Source organism: Xanthomonas sp. BRIP62409 (assembly GCF_003992965.1).
GTDB lineage: Bacteria > Pseudomonadota > Gammaproteobacteria > Xanthomonadales > Xanthomonadaceae > Xanthomonas > Xanthomonas euroxanthea.
In genome coordinates this window covers 128,575-149,000 of the sequence record NZ_QEZJ01000015.1, presented here as the reverse complement: position 1 = coordinate 149,000, position 20,426 = coordinate 128,575, and the positions used below count along the sequence as shown (strand labels likewise).

General features: G+C 59.2%; 12 protein-coding genes. 9 read left to right on the top strand and 3 right to left on the bottom strand.

Going from position 1 to position 20,426, the window contains the following annotated elements; translation table 11 throughout:
* Nucleotides 1-20: 20 nt before the first annotated feature.
* On the bottom strand, nucleotides 21-713 hold the full coding sequence (gene avs3b, locus EO170_RS05190; RefSeq protein WP_126943009.1) for an AVAST type 3 anti-phage proein Avs3b: 693 nt from the start codon (nucleotides 711-713) through the stop codon (nucleotides 21-23).
* Nucleotides 655-6,927: an AVAST type 3 anti-phage nuclease/ATPase Avs3a gene (gene avs3a, locus EO170_RS05185; protein ID WP_126943006.1), complete on the bottom strand. Its 6,273-nt coding sequence runs from the start codon at nucleotides 6,925-6,927 to the stop codon at nucleotides 655-657. Before avs3a ends, avs3b begins: the two co-directional genes overlap by 59 nt.
* 560 nt (nucleotides 6,928-7,487) lie before the next feature.
* Between avs3a and EO170_RS05180 the strand changes: the two genes are divergently transcribed.
* From EO170_RS05180 to EO170_RS05145, 8 genes are all read left to right on the top strand, one after another.
* A complete protein-coding gene (locus tag EO170_RS05180; protein WP_126943003.1) occupies nucleotides 7,488-7,760 on the top strand; it encodes a hypothetical protein in 273 nt (90 codons plus the stop codon).
* Between the two features lie 209 nt (nucleotides 7,761-7,969).
* Nucleotides 7,970-8,830 carry a TnsA endonuclease N-terminal domain-containing protein gene (locus EO170_RS05175; protein WP_126943000.1) on the top strand — a complete coding sequence of 287 codons (861 nt, stop codon included), beginning with the start codon at nucleotides 7,970-7,972 and terminating at the stop codon, nucleotides 8,828-8,830.
* Nucleotides 8,824-10,869, top strand: coding sequence for a DDE-type integrase/transposase/recombinase (locus EO170_RS05170; RefSeq protein WP_126942998.1), 2,046 nt, complete (start codon nucleotides 8,824-8,826; stop codon nucleotides 10,867-10,869). The genes EO170_RS05175 and EO170_RS05170 overlap by 7 nt, the downstream gene beginning before the upstream one ends.
* Nucleotides 10,856-11,938 (top strand): TniB family NTP-binding protein, encoded by a 1,083-nt coding sequence (locus EO170_RS05165; protein ID WP_126942995.1) that lies wholly within the window; start codon nucleotides 10,856-10,858, stop codon nucleotides 11,936-11,938. The genes EO170_RS05170 and EO170_RS05165 overlap by 14 nt, the downstream gene beginning before the upstream one ends.
* Nucleotides 11,935-14,037, top strand: a complete 2,103-nt coding sequence (locus EO170_RS05160; protein ID WP_126942992.1) for a TniQ family protein — start codon at nucleotides 11,935-11,937, stop codon at nucleotides 14,035-14,037. Before EO170_RS05165 ends, EO170_RS05160 begins: the two co-directional genes overlap by 4 nt.
* Before the next feature lie 149 nt (nucleotides 14,038-14,186).
* Nucleotides 14,187-15,359 carry a hypothetical protein gene (locus tag EO170_RS05155; RefSeq protein WP_126942990.1) on the top strand — a complete coding sequence of 391 codons (1,173 nt, stop codon included), beginning with the start codon at nucleotides 14,187-14,189 and terminating at the stop codon, nucleotides 15,357-15,359.
* A 611-nt stretch (nucleotides 15,360-15,970) separates the two neighbouring features.
* Nucleotides 15,971-16,657 (top strand): YozE family protein, encoded by a 687-nt coding sequence (locus EO170_RS05150; RefSeq protein WP_126942988.1) that lies wholly within the window; start codon nucleotides 15,971-15,973, stop codon nucleotides 16,655-16,657.
* Nucleotides 16,658-17,382: 725 nt separating this feature from the next.
* Nucleotides 17,383-18,948, top strand: coding sequence for a beta-xylosidase (locus tag EO170_RS05145; RefSeq protein WP_126942985.1), 1,566 nt, complete (start codon nucleotides 17,383-17,385; stop codon nucleotides 18,946-18,948).
* Between the two features lie 141 nt (nucleotides 18,949-19,089).
* On the opposite strand, the gene EO170_RS05140 is transcribed toward EO170_RS05145, so the two are convergent.
* Nucleotides 19,090-19,362 (bottom strand): metal/formaldehyde-sensitive transcriptional repressor, encoded by a 273-nt coding sequence (locus EO170_RS05140; RefSeq protein ID WP_104584178.1) that lies wholly within the window; start codon nucleotides 19,360-19,362, stop codon nucleotides 19,090-19,092.
* A 65-nt stretch (nucleotides 19,363-19,427) separates the two neighbouring features.
* On the opposite strand from EO170_RS05140, the gene dmeF reads away from it, so the two are divergent.
* A complete protein-coding gene (gene dmeF / locus EO170_RS05135) occupies nucleotides 19,428-20,408 on the top strand; it encodes a CDF family Co(II)/Ni(II) efflux transporter DmeF (RefSeq protein WP_126942982.1) in 981 nt (326 codons plus the stop codon).
* Nucleotides 20,409-20,426: the final 18 nt, after the last annotated feature.

The window sequence follows — 20,426 nt, the reverse complement described above, 5'->3', positions numbered from 1 at the left end:
CACGGTAGCTAGACGTTGGGCTACTCACGCTCCTCGACGAGCACGTGACTAACGCTTTTAGCAGCCGCCAACGACTCCACAAGGCTCGTCTTGAGTGCTTGAGTCGCAACAGCAAAGTGTTCGAGCTGCGCGATGCGCTTCTCCAATTGCTCGATACGATAATTTTCGAGCTCTGCCTCCTCCCGTCCTGCCCTCACGATCCTAATACGAAGTTCGGTGAGAGGGTCTTCTTCGTCCAGGTGTTGGGCCAGCTCCAACCACTCGGCGCTGTCTCGCCCCGCCGCATGCGCGGCTTGCGTAAGGACATAGTGGATGAGGTTGCGAGCCGCACCATCTATCCCTAAGGCGGTCGTCAGAAGCTCCTCGACTTCACTGTCCCCGTTAGTCGCACGTGCATCAAGGGCGCGCCAGAGATCGTTGCGATAATGCGGTCCACCCTCCGGATGCAGGGAGTCGATGACCTCGATCACCCGGTCAATGGACTCGAAAGCCGATCGCTTTGCGGTGAAAGCCCGTGCCTGTGCCCACAGCTCCAGGATAGCGCGCGCACACAGCTGCTGAACCTCATCACGCTCGGGCAGATCGGCGTGCTCAGCGCGTACCATCAGCTCAGCCGTGTAATGCGCCATCCATCGCGCGAGCGTGTCGGTCGATTCAGCGAGCTTTAGTTCGACGACGAGCTTTTCGCCGAGGGCGAACGTCGCGGCCGACAATGTAGGGTGCTCTCGCTTTTTCGATAGTAATGATGCTCGTCGAGCGTTCTTCTTCAACATCTTCACTCCTGCTTTCGTAGTTGAAGGGGACCACTTGGCGATGGCAGGTGACTTCAAGGATCAACGTTTGCTCCTGCCGACCCAGGATCTTCTGCAGGAACTGTGTGTCGACCAGGAGGCGTCCCCCACTTGGAGTGCGCCCACGCTCATCGTCGGCGCTTTCTCTCCACCGCTCGACCCAGGCCACGCACGTACCGTCATCTTGGTGCCACTTACCAGAGGCTTCGTTCAGGAAAATTCCGAGTTCAGCCGCCACGGGCCCGGCGAGATCCGGAAAGCGTCGGGCCAATCCGCCGGTCCACGGATCATCTGAATCAGCGCCGGACTCGGCGCCTGACTCCGTCACCCACCCTTCCAAAACGAAGTCGCCGTGATGGATCTCATGAGTGTCCTGGAATTCGGGCAGTGCGTAGTCGTAAGGGTTCCGGGTCGTCGCCAAGGCCCGGGACAGTGCGCCAGCGCGGGCCCGCGACGCGAATGCGCTGACCACGCGGAGGGTTTCGCTGTTGCGCCCCTCGTACTGCGTCCACCGGCCTGCAACAACCACCGCCCCGACTTGGGCCATGAGACGCGAAAGCGCGTAATTCTTTGCCGGAGGGGCGGGCCACGCGCCCTTTTTGTGTGCTGGGAACTCGATGGCATCCGCCGGAGGCATCTGCCTGCGGTCCGCCAGCCAGTCGCCCTTCGCATCGAGCGAAGCCTTGTCCTCTAGCCAATGGGAAAATGATCCCCATGAACTTTCAGGGTCCTCATGGAGCGGATGTGTCTTCAGTAGCTGTCCTGCAGTCTCCATCAGGGCGTGATAGGAAAGATAGAACGAAAGGTTGTCCTGTTCGCCCAGTTCGCTTTCGCGGCGCCTAGAGTGTTCCTTGAATTGGCCGCACAGAGCGCGCGCATCCCGATCGTAGTGGCCGTTTTCCTGGAGCCCCCAGTCCTCGCGAATGACCCGGCATGCCTCGACCTCGATCTCTCTGGGGCTTATGGCAAAGCACCGTGCCAACGACTCCATCCAGCTGCTCGAGAAGTCGTAGCCGAAGGTGAACTCGCATACGACGTCCGAACGGGGCGGACTGCGGTGTGACCGGGTGTGATAGGCGGAAAACTGGGTCGGAAGCGTGGACGCATTGATCCGAACTAACGCATCTCGGGCCACAGGAGTCACAGGAACGTGGCCCCTATCGGCTAACGCCAACAGGGCGCGAGCTGCTATACCGCGCCACATAACATGACGATTCTGCCGCAATGCGAAAGACTCAAGCCAAGCGGCATGGCGCGAGACAACATCCCCGCTTTCGCGCGAAGCGCGGTCGAGAGCGGTCAGCAACCACTGGATCGCATGCATTCGATAGAAGTGGAAGCTTGCGTCTGTAAACGCTGACGCATCGCCGCCTGTCGAGAGCTCGAGGATATCCGCGAGGAGCGCATCGCGACCCAAGAAGCATAGCGCCCGGACCGCGTGCGCCGCCTGCCACCGGCGCCCCGATTCAACTGCCCCGAGAGCGGCCCAGATATAGCCTGCGATGCTCTGGCGACAGCCCCCGGTAGGCGCCAAGCGTGGGCTCCACGGCCCATCACCTTGCTCGCAGCCGAGTGTCTCCTCAAGATGCTCAAGGCCATAGCTCAGCGCGGATCGCGCTTCAACAGGATTCAAGAATTGAGCAAGGACAGCGACGAGCTGGAAAAAATCGCGCGACGTAGTCGGCAGGCTTGTCTCGGCGATCGCCTCCAGCGCACACCGCAACAGCTCTTGGCGCGAAACCCCTGTCTTCTCAAAAACAAGCTCGTAGGACAAGGATTGGTAATGACGGTTGACCTCGAGCGAAGTGGCATGGTCGCGGGCCATGCGCCGAACGAACGACGCCAATGCCTGTCGCGACGCAAGTCCATCCATCCAAGTTGCAGGGATCTGTTCGAGAAGCCCACGGACGGCATAGGGACTCCAATCGTCAACCGCCTCGAGGCTCTCGACGAACGCGCGTTCCCTGCCTACCTGCACGCGACCTATGGCTTCGCCGATCCATTCCTCGCGCCATCGCCCGAAACGGCGCTCAGGCATTCGCGCTTGGCTTTCGAGGAGGCCCGACGCGCTGGCGAGATCGATACCTGCAAACACTGCGTCCCAGTCCGGACTGGACTCGCGCCCGCTCGTCACAGATGACTGGTATGAGTCAGGATCCGATTCAGACCGTTCGGCGCGCTCTTCCAGTTCGCGAAAAGGCTGGGCATTCAGATCCCGTGCCTGGACCACATTGGCTACCTCTTTTAGAAACCGTCTGGAACTCGTTGAGAAGCGCAGGAATCGGTAGAACTGCGCTAGCAGCTTGTCTTTCTCAGGGCGGCTTCCGGCCGCATCGAGCGCGGCCGTGACCAGGCCCGGCCAATCCCAGTAGCCTTCGAAACAGACGAGGGCTGCCGCATCCCGACCATCCAGGTCACCACGCTTGCACAGGACGTCGACGAGCTGAGGGAAAAACCGCTCTGGCTCGCCGAATCTACGATCGCGCCACCGGCTCATGATTGCCGGCGCTGTGCTCGGCGACAGCGTGGCGATCGCCTCGATTGTGTGCTCCCAATCGAAGTGCTTGTCGCGATCGACGTACGATCGTGTTAGCTCGGCCGCACGGGCGAATCGATACGCTAGGCGCGGGTCATCGGCCCTATCTGCGGCGCAGACATCGCTCAGATACAAGAGGGCATGCCATCGCTCCAAGTTCTCCTGCCCGATCTTGCTGGCGACACGAACGGCCTCATTGAAATACTGCAGGGCCTCATCCTCTCTGGCCCCCAGCACGGCACGCGCTAGGAGGACGAAGCTGTCGGCCATGGATTCAGCGAGCTCCGAGTCCTCTCCGATCCTACCCCGAGCCTTGTGGGCAAAGGAAAGGACGATATGTGCGGGGCCGCCCGTCAATGCCGCCCGGCGTGCGAGGTCTGCCAGGATCGGAATGAAAAGTGGAATCCGTAGGCCCTCCTGCCATTGTAATAGGCGTGCCCAGAGCGTCTCATCTCCTCCAAGCAAAACAATGCATTCGGACCATAGCCGAGCGACCTCGTCCGCCGTTGCTGACCAGTCCTGGTAGATGTCGCGTCGATGGCGGGTCCATTGCTCCAGCGCCGCCAATAATGCGGTCTCAAATTCGCCTTTCAACATTGCGCCGGAACGGACCTTCACGCTCAGTTCGTGCCACGGCAATAACACCTTGAGGTTCTCAAATCCCCGGCCGCTGAAGCGATTATCGCTCGTCGGTTTTTTGCGCGACTTGCGCTTTGCGCCATAGATGAATTCGAGCGTCAGCGGCTTACCCAAAAGCGCTGCCAGCAACGCATACGTTCGCAGGAATGCAAGCCGATCGTCGTGGAGATTTTCCGATTCGAGAGTGCGAGACGCGCCTTTAGGCAAGTACCGACGCAAGAGGCCGGCGAGTGCACGCTTTGACGCCAAACGGTAGTGCCGCGCGGTATCGATAATCGACGCAACCGTACCAAGTCGCGTGCTCTCGCCTAGCCAGTCGCCCGGCGCATCGAGCTTGACTCGTGAATGCAAGAGTAGGCGCACAGTGCGTGCAGCGGCGGCTTTCGGCACATGCCGCTCGACTGTCCTGAGTTCGTCGGCTATCGCGAGAACCAGCCCGATATCATTGCCGGCTGCCAGAGCTAGGGCATCGGCATCCGCCCATCGCGCTCCGTCGACCAGGCGCTCTACGAGCAACCGCCCCACGCGATAAGAGAGCTCGCGCGGCTGCCATCGCCGCAACTGGGCGGCGCACTGGGTAGGGCCATGGACATTCAGCTCCGCCCATTCCAGCTCAAGGATATCGTTGTCCTTGACCGAGGTTCGGTGATGACTCTCCTTCCGGTTCCGCAGCCAATGGCCGAGCCAGTCATAAGCAAAGCGCAGCTGGGCACGTGCTTCACCCTCCAGGCCTTTTTGTCCTGAAAGTAGCGCTGCCTCATAGGCATGCTCAGAGCCAGTCCAGCTACCGCCGACAATCTGACGCCTGGATACCTGCTCCAGGAGTTGGTCCCGGTCCAGAAACCGCGATGCAAGATCCACATTTCCGCTCAGAAGCGTCTGTTGTCGGGCATCGGCCGCCACCCTCCCACCGGCCTTCAATGCAAGCTTGACGGCATCGGCGTAACGGCGCGCTCGAAGCGCGGCGAGTGTCGCAAACTCCAGCCGCTGCAACTCGACGTCACGCCGGGCGATCTCGTCCTTCTCAGGCAGTGCGTCGTCGTCCAGTGCGAGTCGAACCAGCTCATCGAAGCGATCCGTGCTCAACATCAACGCGGGAAGCGCCGACGCGGCATAGCGGCTTTCCCGCGCGAGCGGCTTCAGGCGGCGGACGAATGCCTCGAGTTCCTCGTGGCCCGGTTTGAAGTGCTCTTGGAACCATGTCTCCGTCGGCTCGTCCCTGAACTGGACGGAGTCGTCACGAAGCAACAGCGGTCGGCCGAGGTCATGGACGAAACTCCGGACCAACCCCTCGTCAACGCCCGCTGTTAACGCGATAATTCCGACGGGCACGAACGGACGCAGCGTAGCGAGCGCCGCGCAGATACGGTCGATCTGAAGCCGTTCGACCGCTGCTGCGACATGCCGGACCTGCCCTACGGCATGCTCCAGTAGGTCGCCAATGGTGTCGTCGACCGTGCGAGGCGATGGGCCTAAGCTGCGCAGGACCGTCGCCAAAGACGCTGCCGAGTCCAGGTCTAGCGCTGTGCGCTGCACGCGTGGATTGCGCGATGTCAGGCGATGGAATTCCCGAACGTCCACCTCTCGCACGTCCGGAAAACGGGTCCTGAGAAAATCCCCAGTCTCCTTCTCGGTAAACCCATCGAGCACAAAGCGGACCACGTCCGGTGGCGGCTGGAGCTTATCGACCCGATGAGGGCGCGAGGTGAGCACCAGCCGAACATTATCGGGAAAGGACTCTGTGAGCAGCAGACGCGGGAAGCTGGGCGGATGGTGGAACTCTTCGGCTGCCATCTCCGCATTGTCCGCCGCGTCTAAAATCAGAACGAGGTACGCATCAGTGGCCTGACTCCGCAAAGCGGCGCTGGCTTGGGCGACCCGCGCCAGAAACGCATGCACATAAGCAGCGTCGTCCGCTTTAGGTGTGGGGATCAGAGGGTGGCACAGGCCCTTAACAGCCATTTCGTTGGCTAGCTGGACCAATCCGTCCTTCGCGCGGTGTCTCAGGCCGGTGGCGCTTCGGTACCCGCCATTGCCGAAGCAGTCATAGACGAAGGCGATGCCTGGTAGCGCGTCCCCGATCTGGGTGGCGACGACGGATTTGCCATAGCCGCCATCGGCCGACACGATCATCGATGTCGGCGACTCAATAATCGCCTTGACCAGATCCGACATCTGGGCGCGAGGCACGACGACCGGAGGCGACTCGATGACGTTCGTCGCCGGAAACAGGTCATCTAGGCGGACGCCGATGGTGTCCAAGACATCCTCACGGCGGATCTCGTGATTGGACTTGAATTCAGACGTGGCCTTGCGTGCGACAAGCTCGCGTAGCGCGATCGCAGCATCCTTGTCGTTATCCGGGAGGTAGGCCCGTAGATCACGGTTGAGTAACGCACGCTGCTCGAGAAATCCCTCGACGCGCGTGATAGGCAGGAACAGGGAGGCAAACGCCTGGAGGTCAGCAGACGTCAACCCGGTCACACGGCAGATATAGTGGGCGTCGCGCCCCTGAGTGCCCTGCCTCAGCTCCGCTAGCGCTTGATACACACGAGGTGAGAGTGGGCGGTTGGTTTCGAACTCGAAAGTAAACCGCGCACAGACCTGTTTGATACCGAATTGTACGACCAATGCAGTAAAGCGGTCAGCGAAGTCCTTGAGCGTCTTTCGCAGGCCGCTCGCTGTCCACTCCTTGTCGGCGTGAAGTGTCGAATGCTTGAGCTGGCGATAGCGTACGAGCCGTGCCGTGGGCAGACTGTCACTGCCGTAGTAGAGGGCGAGGTCGATGGACTCGATGCCCGCGTTGACGGAGTCCTGCTTTGAAATGCCTTCAACAGACACGACCTTGAGGTCGGAGGAGGCTTCGAGAAGCTCCAGGCAAAGGCGGGACGCGCGTGAGTAATGAAACTGGTCGCCGTCTCGGCTGGGGCCAACATCAAAAATATCAGTCTGCCGTGACATCAACTCGTATGTCCCACGTCACAATGACGATCCGCGCCAAAATCTAGTGCGCACGCAGAGGCAGTCCAACCGATCAGGCGGACGTGCGTTGGCCCCATAGCTAGCACGCCTCAGTTTTACCCGAAGGTGCACTCCCCCCGCCTATGTTTGGGGCCGCACCGTCAGAATTTACTTGATCAGCATCCTAATCCTCCGCGCACCGGGGTGTCCACGTTCGGCCAACAGGAGAGTATCACCGCTTCCAAGGCCTTCATTTATGTTCGCAGATGCAAGAAGCGCTCTTACAGATAGCCGTGATTGACGCCGGGGGGCATGTGCACGACAGAGATGCGGCACATCTCGCCTGAGATGCCGCACTTCGTTGGCATGTCTTTACTAGCAGAAATTGGCGGTAGAGCAGGTTGTATCTTCCTCTTTTACCAACCCTTCGACCACCACAATCTCATGCAGGAAATGCCGCCCTGTTTCCAAGTATTTGTGGCGAAATCAATAGCTTAGTTGACTTCCCAATCTCTGGGGCTTCATAGTCGCTTGAAAGATGCTTATGGGCATAAACCGGCATGCGTAGACCGTCTTCGGCCGATATCGAAGCGAAATTGCTCGAGGAATATGGGGTTCTGCTCAACTCAGCAGATGCAGCCCAGGTACTTCGCTATCCAAGCGCCAATGCCCTAACCAAGGCGCGCCGAAAAGGCACCCTAAAACTGCCCATGATGCGAATCGCCAATCGCCGCGGCTGGTGGACAACGCCGCAGGAACTTGCTCACTACCTTACTGCCTTGTCTGCTGGAAATCGCCCACATCGTGAGGAGGCGGCGCAGGAGCAAAGCTGATTAATTCTCAAGAAATTCGAGAGCTGAGGTACATGAGCCACACCCAACATGAGAGGTGAAATCAGATGAACTAGGCCAATTACGTGCGCGTACCACACAACTCCGGGCCCTGAAGGCAGACAGGCCCCAGTTCTCGCCAAAGAACTGAGGCCCAAAACGCAGTGAAGCTTACCCTGCTTGACTGCAAGACTGCATGAGGCGACCGCCCCATGTCAACACGCTTTGATCGCGTGGCGGGCGGCGTTTGCCCGGATCCCCTCAAACCAGATATCTCCCCTTTTATGGGGAGGTATTGGCTTCAGGACGATCCAATGCCAGCACCCAATCCGATCTCAAGCAATACACGCTGGGCAGATCTACCACGCTGCCCCAACAACGGTGTCCCCGGCTACCAGCTGTACATCGAACCCCCGGCTGTCGCGCAGATACGTGTCCGTCGCCTCGTGCATCGAGGCGCTCCGCGCCCGGTGTATAAGTTTTGGTCCATCAAGCTCAACCGCATCGTGCAATGCGAATCCCTACTAGAGGTCGAAGTAGGGCAACTTCTCGATGCTTCGCCTGGCGTTACCTACTTCGGTGAACAGCCTGTTGTTATCCACTATTTCGAATACGGACAATGGCAGCGGCATATCCCGGACTTCTGCATGCAAATGCAACGGTCCCGGGAGTTCATTGAGGTTAAATATACGCATACGGTTGACCAAGAGACCGAGCGTCGTACAAATACGCTAACACATCAGCTTGCACGCCACGGCTGGGGCTATCGGTTGCTCACCGAGTCCGAGGTCCACCGCGGACCTTGGTTGTCGAATGCGCAGGTACTACTACGCAGGGGACGCGAAGCAGCCAACACGCTTTGGTCGTTGCATGCGTATGAGCAGGTACGCCAACGGTGTCACAATTTTCTTGGCGATTTCGGATGGACTAAGACTGAAAGCCAGGACGCAGTCTGGATAGCGAATGAGCTGATCCGAGGAACCCTTCTAGTCGATCGATCGAGCCCCCTCACCGCGCTAACCCCGGTAACGCTTCCAAGCCACGACCGGATGGGGAGAGCGCTCCCATGGTGAGTGGCTTTTTTCAGGTTGGTCAGCGATTCTTCCAAGAGGGCCAAGAGTATCGATTCATGCGCAAGGTAGAGCCTGATCTGTGGACCTTCGAGAATATCTCCACTGGAAGCTGGCAAGAAAAAACGGTAGATCAGCTACTTTCATATTGGACAGAAGGTAAGCTCCACGTCGCCGGAATTTCTAATGACGGTGCTGCAACGGCCCGCGCGAGTGCGTATCAGGACGCAGCGATAGAGGCTTTTCGTCAATCCTATCCGTCGATCCTGTGGCAGCGAGCGCAAGCAAAATTTCTCTACGTGCGTCGCCTTCAACGCACTCCTCTTACAGAAGCAATTGCGAGGCCGCTGATAGAGGAAATCCATAATGACAAGAGGTTGTGGAAGCAAGGTCAGATCTTTCGTGGTCCTCCCCACTTCACGACCGTGGCGAAGTGGCGAAGAAGATACTTTGATGCAGGTGAAGACATTCGTGCCCTGTGTGATCGGTTCCATGAAAAGGGAAACGAGAAGTCTCGCTTCGGAAATGAGGTCGACGCTCTAGCCGACGACGTGCTCGATACAACGTATCTGCAACCAGAGCGCCCCTCAATCGCGAGCTGCTTAGAGATCTTGCGCGGACGCATCGCACGTCTTAATCAAATGCGATTGCCAAGTGAACGTCTGGCCAGACCTGGCTTCGCTTATCTCAAACACAAGATAGGCCGGCTGAATCCCTACGACGTCTGTGCAGCACGCTACGGAAAGCGACACGCTGAGATTAAATTCCGCTCTGCCGGCATGGGGCCGCAGGCAGGTGCTCCTCTGAAGCGGGCTGACATCGATCACTGCCGAATGGACGTGATGGTTGTCGATGACAACACCGGACTCCCGCTCGGGAGGCCGTGGCTAACCCTGGTGCTCGATGAGGCGACCCGTTATATCTTGGGTTTCAATATTGGCTTCGAAGAACCCAGCGTCGTCAGCGTCAGCCGGGCAGTGCGCTGTGCCCTCATGCCAAAGGCTCAGCTATTAGCTGATTGCCCTGATCTGACGAACGGCTGGGACGCTTGGGGTGTCATTGAAATCCTTGTCGCAGACAATGGGCTGGAGTTCCACGCTGGCACCCTTGACAATGCAATCGGTCGCTTCGGCATGGTTCTGCAGTTCTGCCCGCGTCGCAAGCCTTGGTTCAAAGGCAAAATCGAGCGGTTCTTCGGTACGCTCAACGTAGGCCTTATCAACTGGCTACCCGGGAAGACATTCTCGAACGTGGTTGACAAGTGCGATTATGACTCGGCTAAGCACGCGATAGTTGGCTTGTCTGCGCTGAAGCGCATCGTGCTGACTTGGATCGTCGACATCTATCATCAAAAAAAACACCGTGGGATCGGCATGAGCCCCGCAGGCGCGTGGCGTGAGCAAATCTCAGGAGTCGACCGCTGGTTGCCGCCTTCATCGCTCGCTGTCGAGAGCGCCTTCAGTCGTAGCGATACCCGGCGACTAACCCACGTAGGAATTGAGTATTCCGGGCTGCTATATAACAGCCGCGATCTACGCTTGTTGCGTGAACTCCATGGCAGCGAGATCACGGTCGAAATCAAGGTGATGGATGAAGACATTGGTAGCATCGTTGTGGTCGTGCCCAACTCGACGGAGATCATCCGAGTGCCGGCATTGAACCAAGCCTACGCTGCCGGCCTAACTCGTTGGCAGCACCTGGTATGTAGACGCTATCAGCAGCGAATCAGCGAAGACGACGGGCTAGACATCGCTCTGCTTGATGCACGCGAACGCATACGACGAACGTTGGAGCAGGAACGCAAGCGTGGCAAGCCTCTGTCCAACGTCGTAGGACGATTCGAGGAGACGGGAGCCGTTGTTGCAGAAAAAGTAGCGCGCCCAGTCCCCGGTGCGCCGCTATCTGAGTCGCCCTCCCTGCCAACACAAGCGGAAGTGGAGAGGCCGAGCTTTCAGATCGGGGCAGAGGCAGAAGAGCTCATCCCTGATCTTGCAAGTCGTCGCGTCATCTCTACATTGGGGGCCAGTCATGCCGAAGAATGATCCTCAGAACCTCCTCGGCCTGGTCGCCTCAATCCGAGTTGAGCACGCAGCTTACACCCTGGGGTACGAGGCCCTGCGCGATGCCCTGAGGTCCGTCGGGAGCTCGGCCAACCCCATCTGTCTACATATCGTAGGTGATACCCGAACGGGCAAATCGACGCTTTTGGAGGATTTCATCCAGCAGCACGGGCGAAAAGTTACATGCGAGGGAAGTCGGCAAGCGGTGGTGTACGTCAAAGTGCCAGACAAAGGTACGGTTAAAGGCTTGCTAGAGCGGTTACTTCGCGCCCTAGGTGATCCGCACTGGCACCGCGGCTCCGAGACCAATCAGACCCATCGGGTGCTCACCCTTCTGGAAAGTGTTGGCTGCCGAATGATCATTCTAGATGAGTTTCAGCATTTGTCTGATAAAGGACAGAAGAAGCAGCTACGCAGTACTGCTGACTGGCTCAAGACGATGGTAGATAGCAAGCAGTGGGCCTTGGTGGCGGCAGGGCTGCCAGAATCTGCCTCCGTTATTCAAAGTAACCGCCAACTTCGCGAGCGCTTCGATGCACCTATCATTTTGCCCACGTTTGACTGGCGCCAGGTTGACCAGCGCGTGCAATTTCGCGCTGTTCTCAAGGCCTTCCAGTCGCAATTGTCTTCCGTGCAGCTGCCAGATTTGGTTAGCGCACCGATGGCGCTCCGTATGTACTTGGCCACTGCCGGACGCATTGGAATCGTGGCAAAGCTATTGGATCGTGCTGTCAGAAATGCTGTTAAGAGTGGTAGCCATGACATTTCATGCGCGGCATTGGGTAAAGCATTTGCTGAGGTTGTCTGGTACGCCAATCGCTTCCCTCACGAAGGAGGCCCGTTTTGCTCGCGCCTAGATGAGCACTGTAGCGCGCACTTGCTCGACCAGGTAATTGCTATCGCCAGCGAGGATAGTTACGCCGATCACAGCGGCGAGGTCCAGGTGGTCTCCAACGAATCCGACCGGTCAGTTCCCAGCCAATCCGAGGCCAAGCGAAAAGCCAAGCGCTCTGTTCGCCAAGTCAGGGCAGCTTTGCGAGGCGCTGCATGAGACTGGTGGTGACGCCAGCACCACTGGCAACCGAATGTGTCACGGGCTATCTCCACACCCTGTGTGCCCACAACGGCTACCCACGTCCTTCTTTTCTGCTTACCGGCCTAATCAGCGTCGGTAAGAACAGCTTCAAACAGGTGACGCCAGCGCTGCTTCAAGAGCTGTCCGGTCTGCCCCTCAGTGTGGCAAAGCGCCTATGCTTTGAGGGCCCCAAGCGTAGTTCGCGCCTCATGTCGCGACTGGTGGGCCAGCTTATCCACACTAGCCAGCTGCGCATGGATATCTTTGCGATCTGCCCAGCCTGCATAGCGGAGGGCGGCCGACATGAGGCAGCCTGGCACTTAGATCTCGTCGGTTGGTGCCCGCGTCACGGTCTGCGGCTGCTTCAAAAGTGCGAAATCTGCGACCGCGATTTGGAGTGGAATAGGCCGACTCTGGGCAAGTGCTCCTGCGGTGCAGATCTTACCAAGCAGGGACACCATGGCCAGGTCAGCCCGCCCGCTCTAGCACGTTTAGTCCAGGCCATAGAAGCCTCGCTCTATCGAAGGATTGATGTACGACCGTATCCGGCACAGATGCAACACTTGGCACATCTAACCCCGTATGCGCTTAGCCGCTTGATTGTCGTGTTATCGGAACAGTACACGCCGACAGGATCCGTATTACTTGAAGGTCGCAAGAGGGGCCGGAACGTCACGGCTGATCAGCTTGAAAAGGTGGCTGAACTATTGGACGACTGGCCTCGCGGCTTTCAACGATTTCTGGCCCTGCGGTATGGGAAGGAGGCGCTGGAAGACAAGGATGGTGCGGGATTTCGACAAGCATTCCATTGGGCGCTCAACACGTTATCCACCGCAGAGGCGTCCGCTGGCCCCATAGAATTCGGATTTTTAAGGGATCAGCTCTATCGCTTCGGTGAAAATTACCTTTCTCGCGAGCAACTTGTCAGAGGAGACCGTGTTCGTCGTCCGATCGCGACTTCTTGGGGCGCCCTCTTAGACGTCGCACTTGAGGCTAATGCCGATCCAAGGGCATTGGTCAAAGGAATGCGAGAAGACGACGCACTTTCTGTGCAGACAGACTACAGGCGGCTAAATCGCAATCTCATCGTTGATCCGCGGTGGCTTGAGAAATACAAGATTTCGCAATATGCCCCTATTCATGAACGAGATGCCGCCGACACGATAGGCATCTCTGCGTCACTGCTGAGTGCATTTCGAAAAGGTGGCATCTACGAATCCCACTTCTATGCGCGGAGCATCGGCGGATACTCTGAAGAGGACGTTGGTAGATTTGCCAAGATCCTGTCCGATCTCACAGCTCAGTACTCAATAGATGCGACGCCCGGCGGCATTACCTTAGACGGAATCAGTCTCAGAACTACCAAGAGCCTAGAGCTACGTACAGAGCTTATGGTCAAGCTTCAAATCCAGCATCCCGACGTTTGGAGCCGACAAAGGACGACGGTCGATGACCATGGCGAGGTGGAGGTGTGGGTTTATGGCCATAACCCGGCCATCGTGGGGAGGGCTTCAGTAGAGAACGATCCAAGACTACTGGTCCGCTATCCAAGCGGTGACATCGTGACTGCTCAATCAGCGTCAGATATGGCGGCACTACTCATAGAAGATGGCTTCAAACAGCACGATGTCGCATTGGCACGACCTGGGGGCGACATCACCTCACCAGATCAGCACACGTCCCAAGCTTTTCTACGCGTCTGGGACGAAGAGTGGAAGCGTCTGGCGGCATTACAGGAACGCATTTCATCCGGATTTCCGGATTGGTTCGATGCGCGCAAGGTCTCGCGCTTGCTCCGCCTAGATGATCCAAGAAATATCACAAAGCTGGAAGCGCAGGGCAAGTTACTGGGTATCCTGCTCCCCGTCTGGGGCCAGCGCATATATCCAACGTTTCAGTTCGATGCTACAACTCTCAAGCCGCAGATTGCCGAGCTGCTATCGTATCTTCCTCGCGATCCCAACGGTTGGGCGCAGGCTATCTGGCTAATCTCGAGTAACAAGCAGCTTGGGGGATCAGCGCCGATCGATATGGCAGAAGATTTAGCCGCCCTCGTTCAGGCCACAAGCCCCTAAGCAATTGATGTGGGAATGATACCAATGGTTGCGTTTGGCGATCTATACTAGGCACGCAATGACCTGTTTATCGCGTCTAGTCCGTGGTCACTAGGAAGCGGGCGTCCGGAGGAGGCATGCTATTCCGCAAAGACTTATAGGGAGATTCCGTGGCTCACACATTTGGCGACATCGCCTGCATTAAAGCTCAGCGCCTCCCGGGTGATCTTCCTGCACTCACGCTTGAGAGAATGCGGGAAAACCAGGCAAAAGGCGTTGACACACAGCTGATTCCTGACACCAATGTCGTCATCGACATGATCGATGCAGTTGGACGAGACGACCCACTGCGCACACAGAGGGCACGCGATCGGCTTGGACCCTTAATTGAATTTCTGCGCGAATGCAGCAAACAGGGATTGACCTACTACTTCAGTCCAAAGTTCGGTTTGGATGAAATGAAGAGAGGAGAAACAACAGAGGGAATCTCATTGCTGGACACGTTCGGCCGTCAATTTGGCCTGAACTGGGGCGATGCCCATCCAGAACATCCGATACCAGACGAGGTGGGTACCGTCGACGCGAACCGCAGCTTTTGTAAGCTAGGCATTGATCATCAGCTGCTCTTGTCCCTTCCCTTTGGTGCGCTACTACTTGCACTTGTGGTAGGCCGAGACCTTGCGTCCGCTACGCCACTGGCCAAGTTTCGACACTTCGTGCGCCTCTATCGCCGCATGATAGACATCGTCTCGATCCGGGAGATCACCATCGCCAGATTCATATTTGCTCCACCTGCCGCAGAGGTTAGCCCGATCAAAGCTGTTCAGGACAATATCGTCAGGAACTTCGCCCGCGATAGACGACGCGACGTGCATTGGCCCCAAACTTATGAGCAACTTGACCGAACCGCTCTGAACGGAGCATTCGACTTGCATCTGTTAAATGTGGCGATCACCAGCGATCACATCAGCGTTGATGAGCAGCCTTTGGATACTTGGATCCTCAGTGCTGACTCCAAGCTGGCTGCGCTGACCGATGCATTACACCACTCTTCCATGGGAACCGATGAGTCCGGCAAGTACTTCGTCACGCAGGATTATTGCGACTATGGCGACTACTGGCGCCAAACTCATCAGGATATGCAGAACGTGATTCAGCGCTTCCGTGCAGATCTAGAGCATTCCTTCATACACCAGCGCGCACGCGCATTTGGTGTGCTTGCACTGGCGGAGCAGGGCCTACGAGGTGATCGGCCAGTACAAGGTGTTCAACTTCGTCACGCAACATCACCGCGTAACGGCGAGGACCGACTTGGCGTGTTGGTGCAGCCACAGTTGGTTTGATGCAAGACTGCGGGAGTGTTTTAGCTAGCTGCGAGAACTGCTTGCCGATCTTGCTGAAGCACGTACTGAGGAGTTTCGCCATGGTGAGGAACCACTACCCACACTAGCCGGTGATTTGCTCTCGGCATGCAAGTAGAGTCATGCCCGCGCCTGATCCCTCAACAGCTCATCGAGACTAGCAATAGGCGGCCGTTGGGTTGGACTACCAAGTTGGGAAGCGGTGTGGCGTCTGGTTTTTACACCGTAGTTAGTGCAGCTATGGACTAACTACGGTGACGGAGTTTCCCCGGAACTATGGTGTCCACCAAGCTAGCTCTGGCGAGCCATGTTCAGAACTACAGTAGGGCTGCGATCGCTTCATTGGTAGACCATCCTATAAGCCACATACGCGCCTAAGTCTAAGTAAGTGCCACTTGGTCGCCGATGGACCCTTGGCCCAGGTTGGTGAACCGGTGTAAGCTGCCATCGGCCCATGCGCGGGCCCGCCCGTCCACAAGGCGAAGTCGAATCGACAGCGCGTGGCTTACACAAGACCCGCCTTGACCTCCAGAGGTCGCCGCTGGCTTGGTGTGTGGACGCATCGACCTTGCAGCGACCGCTGAGATTGAGTCATGGCCAATAGTCTTTTGCCGGCACAGATCATCCGCATCAAGCGTCAAGCCAAGAAGTTTGCCCGCGAGAATTCCCTAACGCACGCCGAGGCCCTTGACCGGGCGGCAGCAGAGCATGGGTTCGCCAACTGGTCGTTGCTGGCAAAGGCACGCGGTGCACCTGGCGGTCAACCAAAGGTGACCGCCGAAGCATCGGTAGGGCGGGCAGCTACCCGTTACTATCTGCATGGCGACCAGGATGAGGAGGATCCGTCCACCTATTACTGCGCACGATGCGATTCGTTCCGCCCCCCTGATCATTTCGAGAATGCCGCTCTGCATCGAGGGCAGTCCCATGAGATGCGGTACCTTGAATCGATTGAGCGCTGGAGCGAGCGCGGCGCGGTGTGGCGAAGCCGGTACCGCCGACCAGAAGGCGCCACCAATATGCTGGCGGCAAAGGCCGTGTCCCTCAACGCGGCCTACCAGCAATCCCGATCTGCGTTCCATCGCTGGCTACTGGCCCAGGTAGATCGTGACGACATGGTGTCGGATCTGGCAGTGGATGTGCGCGCTGACAAATCATTCCCCGTCAGCGAGAGCAGCCGGCAAGAGATTGAGAGCTACTTGGCCAGGCACGGCAACCACGTGCTGGAAGCATTGGAGCGCGCCTGGCTGGAATTCTCGTCAGCACACGGCGAACGATGAACTCCCGAACTGCAGAGGTCGACCGGCGGTGGCGCTGGCGCAACGGCAATATCGGCTAGTTGTGCACAGACTGTGCGCTCCGACGACACGACACCGACCACTGCACAAAGCGTTACAGATCAGACGCATAGCTGTGTGCTGCTACAACTATGCGTTGCATGGACACCACAGTCAGTGCATTGGGGTCCCCAAAATGTCCGCACCGTGGTGTCCAGGGGTGCCCACGATCGTGTTCGCCCCACGTGCGGGCACAATTTTTAGGCGGCGGCAGCTTCCAACAGCGTCAGATTCTTTTCGGCATGTGTTAAATCACCCAGGGCGACACGGCCCCCGCTAGGAGCTGTGTCCTGGCAAGCGGACCTGGACCCTTAGCGTAGGTGGACGCGCGGCACGCAGACGACTTGCAGACCGAAGGTAGAAGCGTAGATAGGCGCATCTTCGCTAACAGCACCTGATCGACCCAAGTCACTGATAATGCTGAAATTATGTTAGCCCCCGGTCGAGCTAGCGCCTTATGGGTACCCGCCTACACGAAACTAGCGCCTTATGCCCTTCGTTTGCTAGCGGGACATGGCACCGAGCTAGGTCAAAGCATTGAACTACGGGGCTGGCCACTAGGTCCTATTGGTCTAACCCACAGGGAAGCAGACGCAAGCAGCTGCGGCGTGCAGCGCGGGACCCGAGCTGGGTTACGCTCCCCCGATCGAACCTCGGCGGGAGCGCCAATGCGTCTGAAGATCTTGTTGGCAATTGCACTGGGCGGCTGCATGGCGGCCTCTGCCATGGCGCAGGCGCCAGCGCCGCGCACCATCCAGGTGGATCTGGGCAGCGCCGGCGGGCCGGTCGACCGGTTCCACGATCTGTCGATCGGCTCGGACTTTCCCGGCACCTTGATCCGCAGCGACAGCCAGGCGCAGCTGGTGCCCGCGGTGCAGGAGCTGGGGTTTCGCTACATCCGCTTCCACGACGTGTTCCATGACGTGCTCGGCACCGTCAAGGAGGTGGACGGCAAACTGGTGTACGACTGGACCAAGCTGGATCAGCTCTACGACGCGCTGCTGGCCAAGCGCATCCGCCCGTTCGTCGAGTTGGGCTTTACGCCCGGCGCGATGAAGACCTCCGAGCAGACGCTGTTCTACTGGAAGGGCAACACCTCGCATCCGGACCCGGCCAAGTGGACCCAGCTGATCGATGCATACGTGCGCCACATCCGGGCGCGCTATGGCGCCGAGGAAGTACGCCAGTGGTACTTCGAAGTGTGGAACGAGCCCAATCTCAAGGATTTCTGGGAAAACGCCGACCAACAGGCCTACTTCGAGCTGTATGCGAACACCGCACGCACGATCAAGGCAATCGATCCGCAGCTGCGCGTCGGCGGCCCGTCCACCGCCGGTGCGGACTGGGTGCCGGAACTGCTGGCCTATGTTGCCAAGAACAAACTGCCGATCGACTTCGTCACCACGCATACCTATGGCGTGGACGGCGGCTTTCTCGATGAAGACGGCAAGCAGGACGTCAAGCTGTCGGCATCGCCGGACGCCATCGTCGGCGATGTGCGCCGGGTGCGCACGCAGATCCAGGCTTCGCCATTTCCGGATCTGCCGCTGTATTTCACCGAGTGGAGCAGCAGCTACACGCCGCGCGATTTCGTCCACGACAGCTACATCAGCGCGCCCTATATCCTGACCAAGCTCAAGCAGGTGCAAGGCCTGGTGCAGGGCATGAGCTACTGGACCTACACCGATCTGTTCGAAGAACCCGGCCCGCCGCCCACGCCCTTCCACGGCGGCTTCGGGTTGATGAATCGCGAGGGCATCCGCAAGCCGGCCTGGTTCGCCTACAAGTACCTGCACGCGCTCAAGGGCCGCGACATTCCGCTGGGCGATGCGCATGCGTTTGCGGCGGTGGATGGCCAGCGCATCGCGGCAGTGGCCTGGGATTGGCAGCAGCCGGTGCAGGCGGTGAGCAATACCCCGTTCTATACCAAGCAAGTGCCCAGCACCGACAGCGCAGCGCTGGTGTTCCGGCTGGCGCAGGTGCCGGCCGGCAACTACCGGCTGCAGGTGCGCAAGACCGGCTACCGGCGCAACGACCCGCTGTCGCTGTACATCGACATGGGCATGCCCAAGGACCTGGCACCGCGGCAGCTGGCGCAGCTGCAGCAGGCCACGCGCGATACGCCCGAACAGGACCGCCGCGTACGTGTCGGTGCCGACGGCGTGGTGGAGATCCGCGTGCCGATGCGCAGCAACGACGTGGTGCTGATGACCTTGGAGCCTTCGGCGCGCTGAGTGCACGGCAAGCTCTTGCCCCCGTGCACGCGGGCGAGGGCGGACGGCGCGCAGGAACCGCAGTGCGCGCATGACACGTGCCGGGTCCTGGCGCCGGCCGCATCCGCCTGGTGGCGAGCGCGGTGCTTCCGATGGCCGCGCCTACTTCAGATACGTCCTGAGAATGGCGGCGATGTCGTCGACCGCCAGCTCGCGCTCGCTCAGCGCGTCGGGCGCGGCGACGTGATGCTTCAAGTGCTCGCTGAGCAACTCGACCATCAAGCCCTGCGCAGCGCCACGAAACGCCGCCACCTGCGTCAATAACGCCGTGCAGTCCACGTCCTGCGCCAGGGCCTTCTCCAGCCCCTCCACTTGTCCACGGATCCTGCGCACGCGGGCGAGCAGCTTGGATTTGTCCTGATTCAGATGCGCCATTGCCATATACCCCCTGAGGGTACCTGAGATACCATAGGGGGGTATCGTAGCCAGGGCCTCTCCCGATGTCGATCATGCATGCCGCGCCGCACTGCGCGCAGTCGCACACCTTCGCCAGCGCCAACCCGCTGGCCGAGCGCAGCACCCGCAAGGCGGTCATTCTGACCGTGGTGATGATGGTGGCGGAGATCGTCGGCGGCTGGACGCTCAACTCCATGGCCCTGCTCGCCGATGGCTGGCATATGAGCTCGCACGCGCTGGCGCTGGGCCTGGCGCTGTTCGCCTACCGCTTCGCGCGGCGCAATGCAGGCGACCTGCGCTTCAGCTTCGGCACCTGGAAGGTCGAAGTGCTCGGCGGCTATACCAGCGCAATGCTGCTGCTGGGCGTGGCCGGCCTGATGGCGTTCCAGTCGGCGGAACGGCTGTTTTCGCCCAGGCCCATTCAGTACCAGGAAGCCACCGTCATCGCCGTCATCGGCCTGCTGGTCAACCTGATCTGCGCCTGGTGGTTGCGCGACTCGCATGGCCATGCGCATGGCCACCACCACGGGCACGACCACGCGCATGACGGTCATGGTCATGGTCATCACCACGATGGGCATGCCGATCTCAATCTGCGCGCCGCGTATCTGCACGTGGTGGCCGATGCCGCGACCTCGGTCCTGGCGATCGTCGCGCTGCTCGCCGGCATGTACTGGGGCGTGAGGTGGCTGGATCCGATCATGGGCATCGTCGGCGCGGTGCTGGTCACCGTGTGGGCATGGGGCCTGCTGCGCAGTACCGGCCGGGTGCTGCTGGATGCGGAGATGGATGCGCCGGTGGTGGCAGAAGTGAAGCAGGTCATCGCCGGGCTGCCGCATGCCATCGCCATCGGCGACCTGCATGTCTGGCGTGTGGGCAGCGATCGTTATGCCTGCGTGGTCAGCCTGGTCACTGCGGCCGACATCGATGCGGACCTGGTGCGCGCCGCCCTTCAGATCCACGAAGAACTGGTGCACATCACCGTCGAGTTGCGTCGCCCGCGGGCGGCGCTGGCGGCGGCCTAGCGGCCCGGCAGGGCCAGC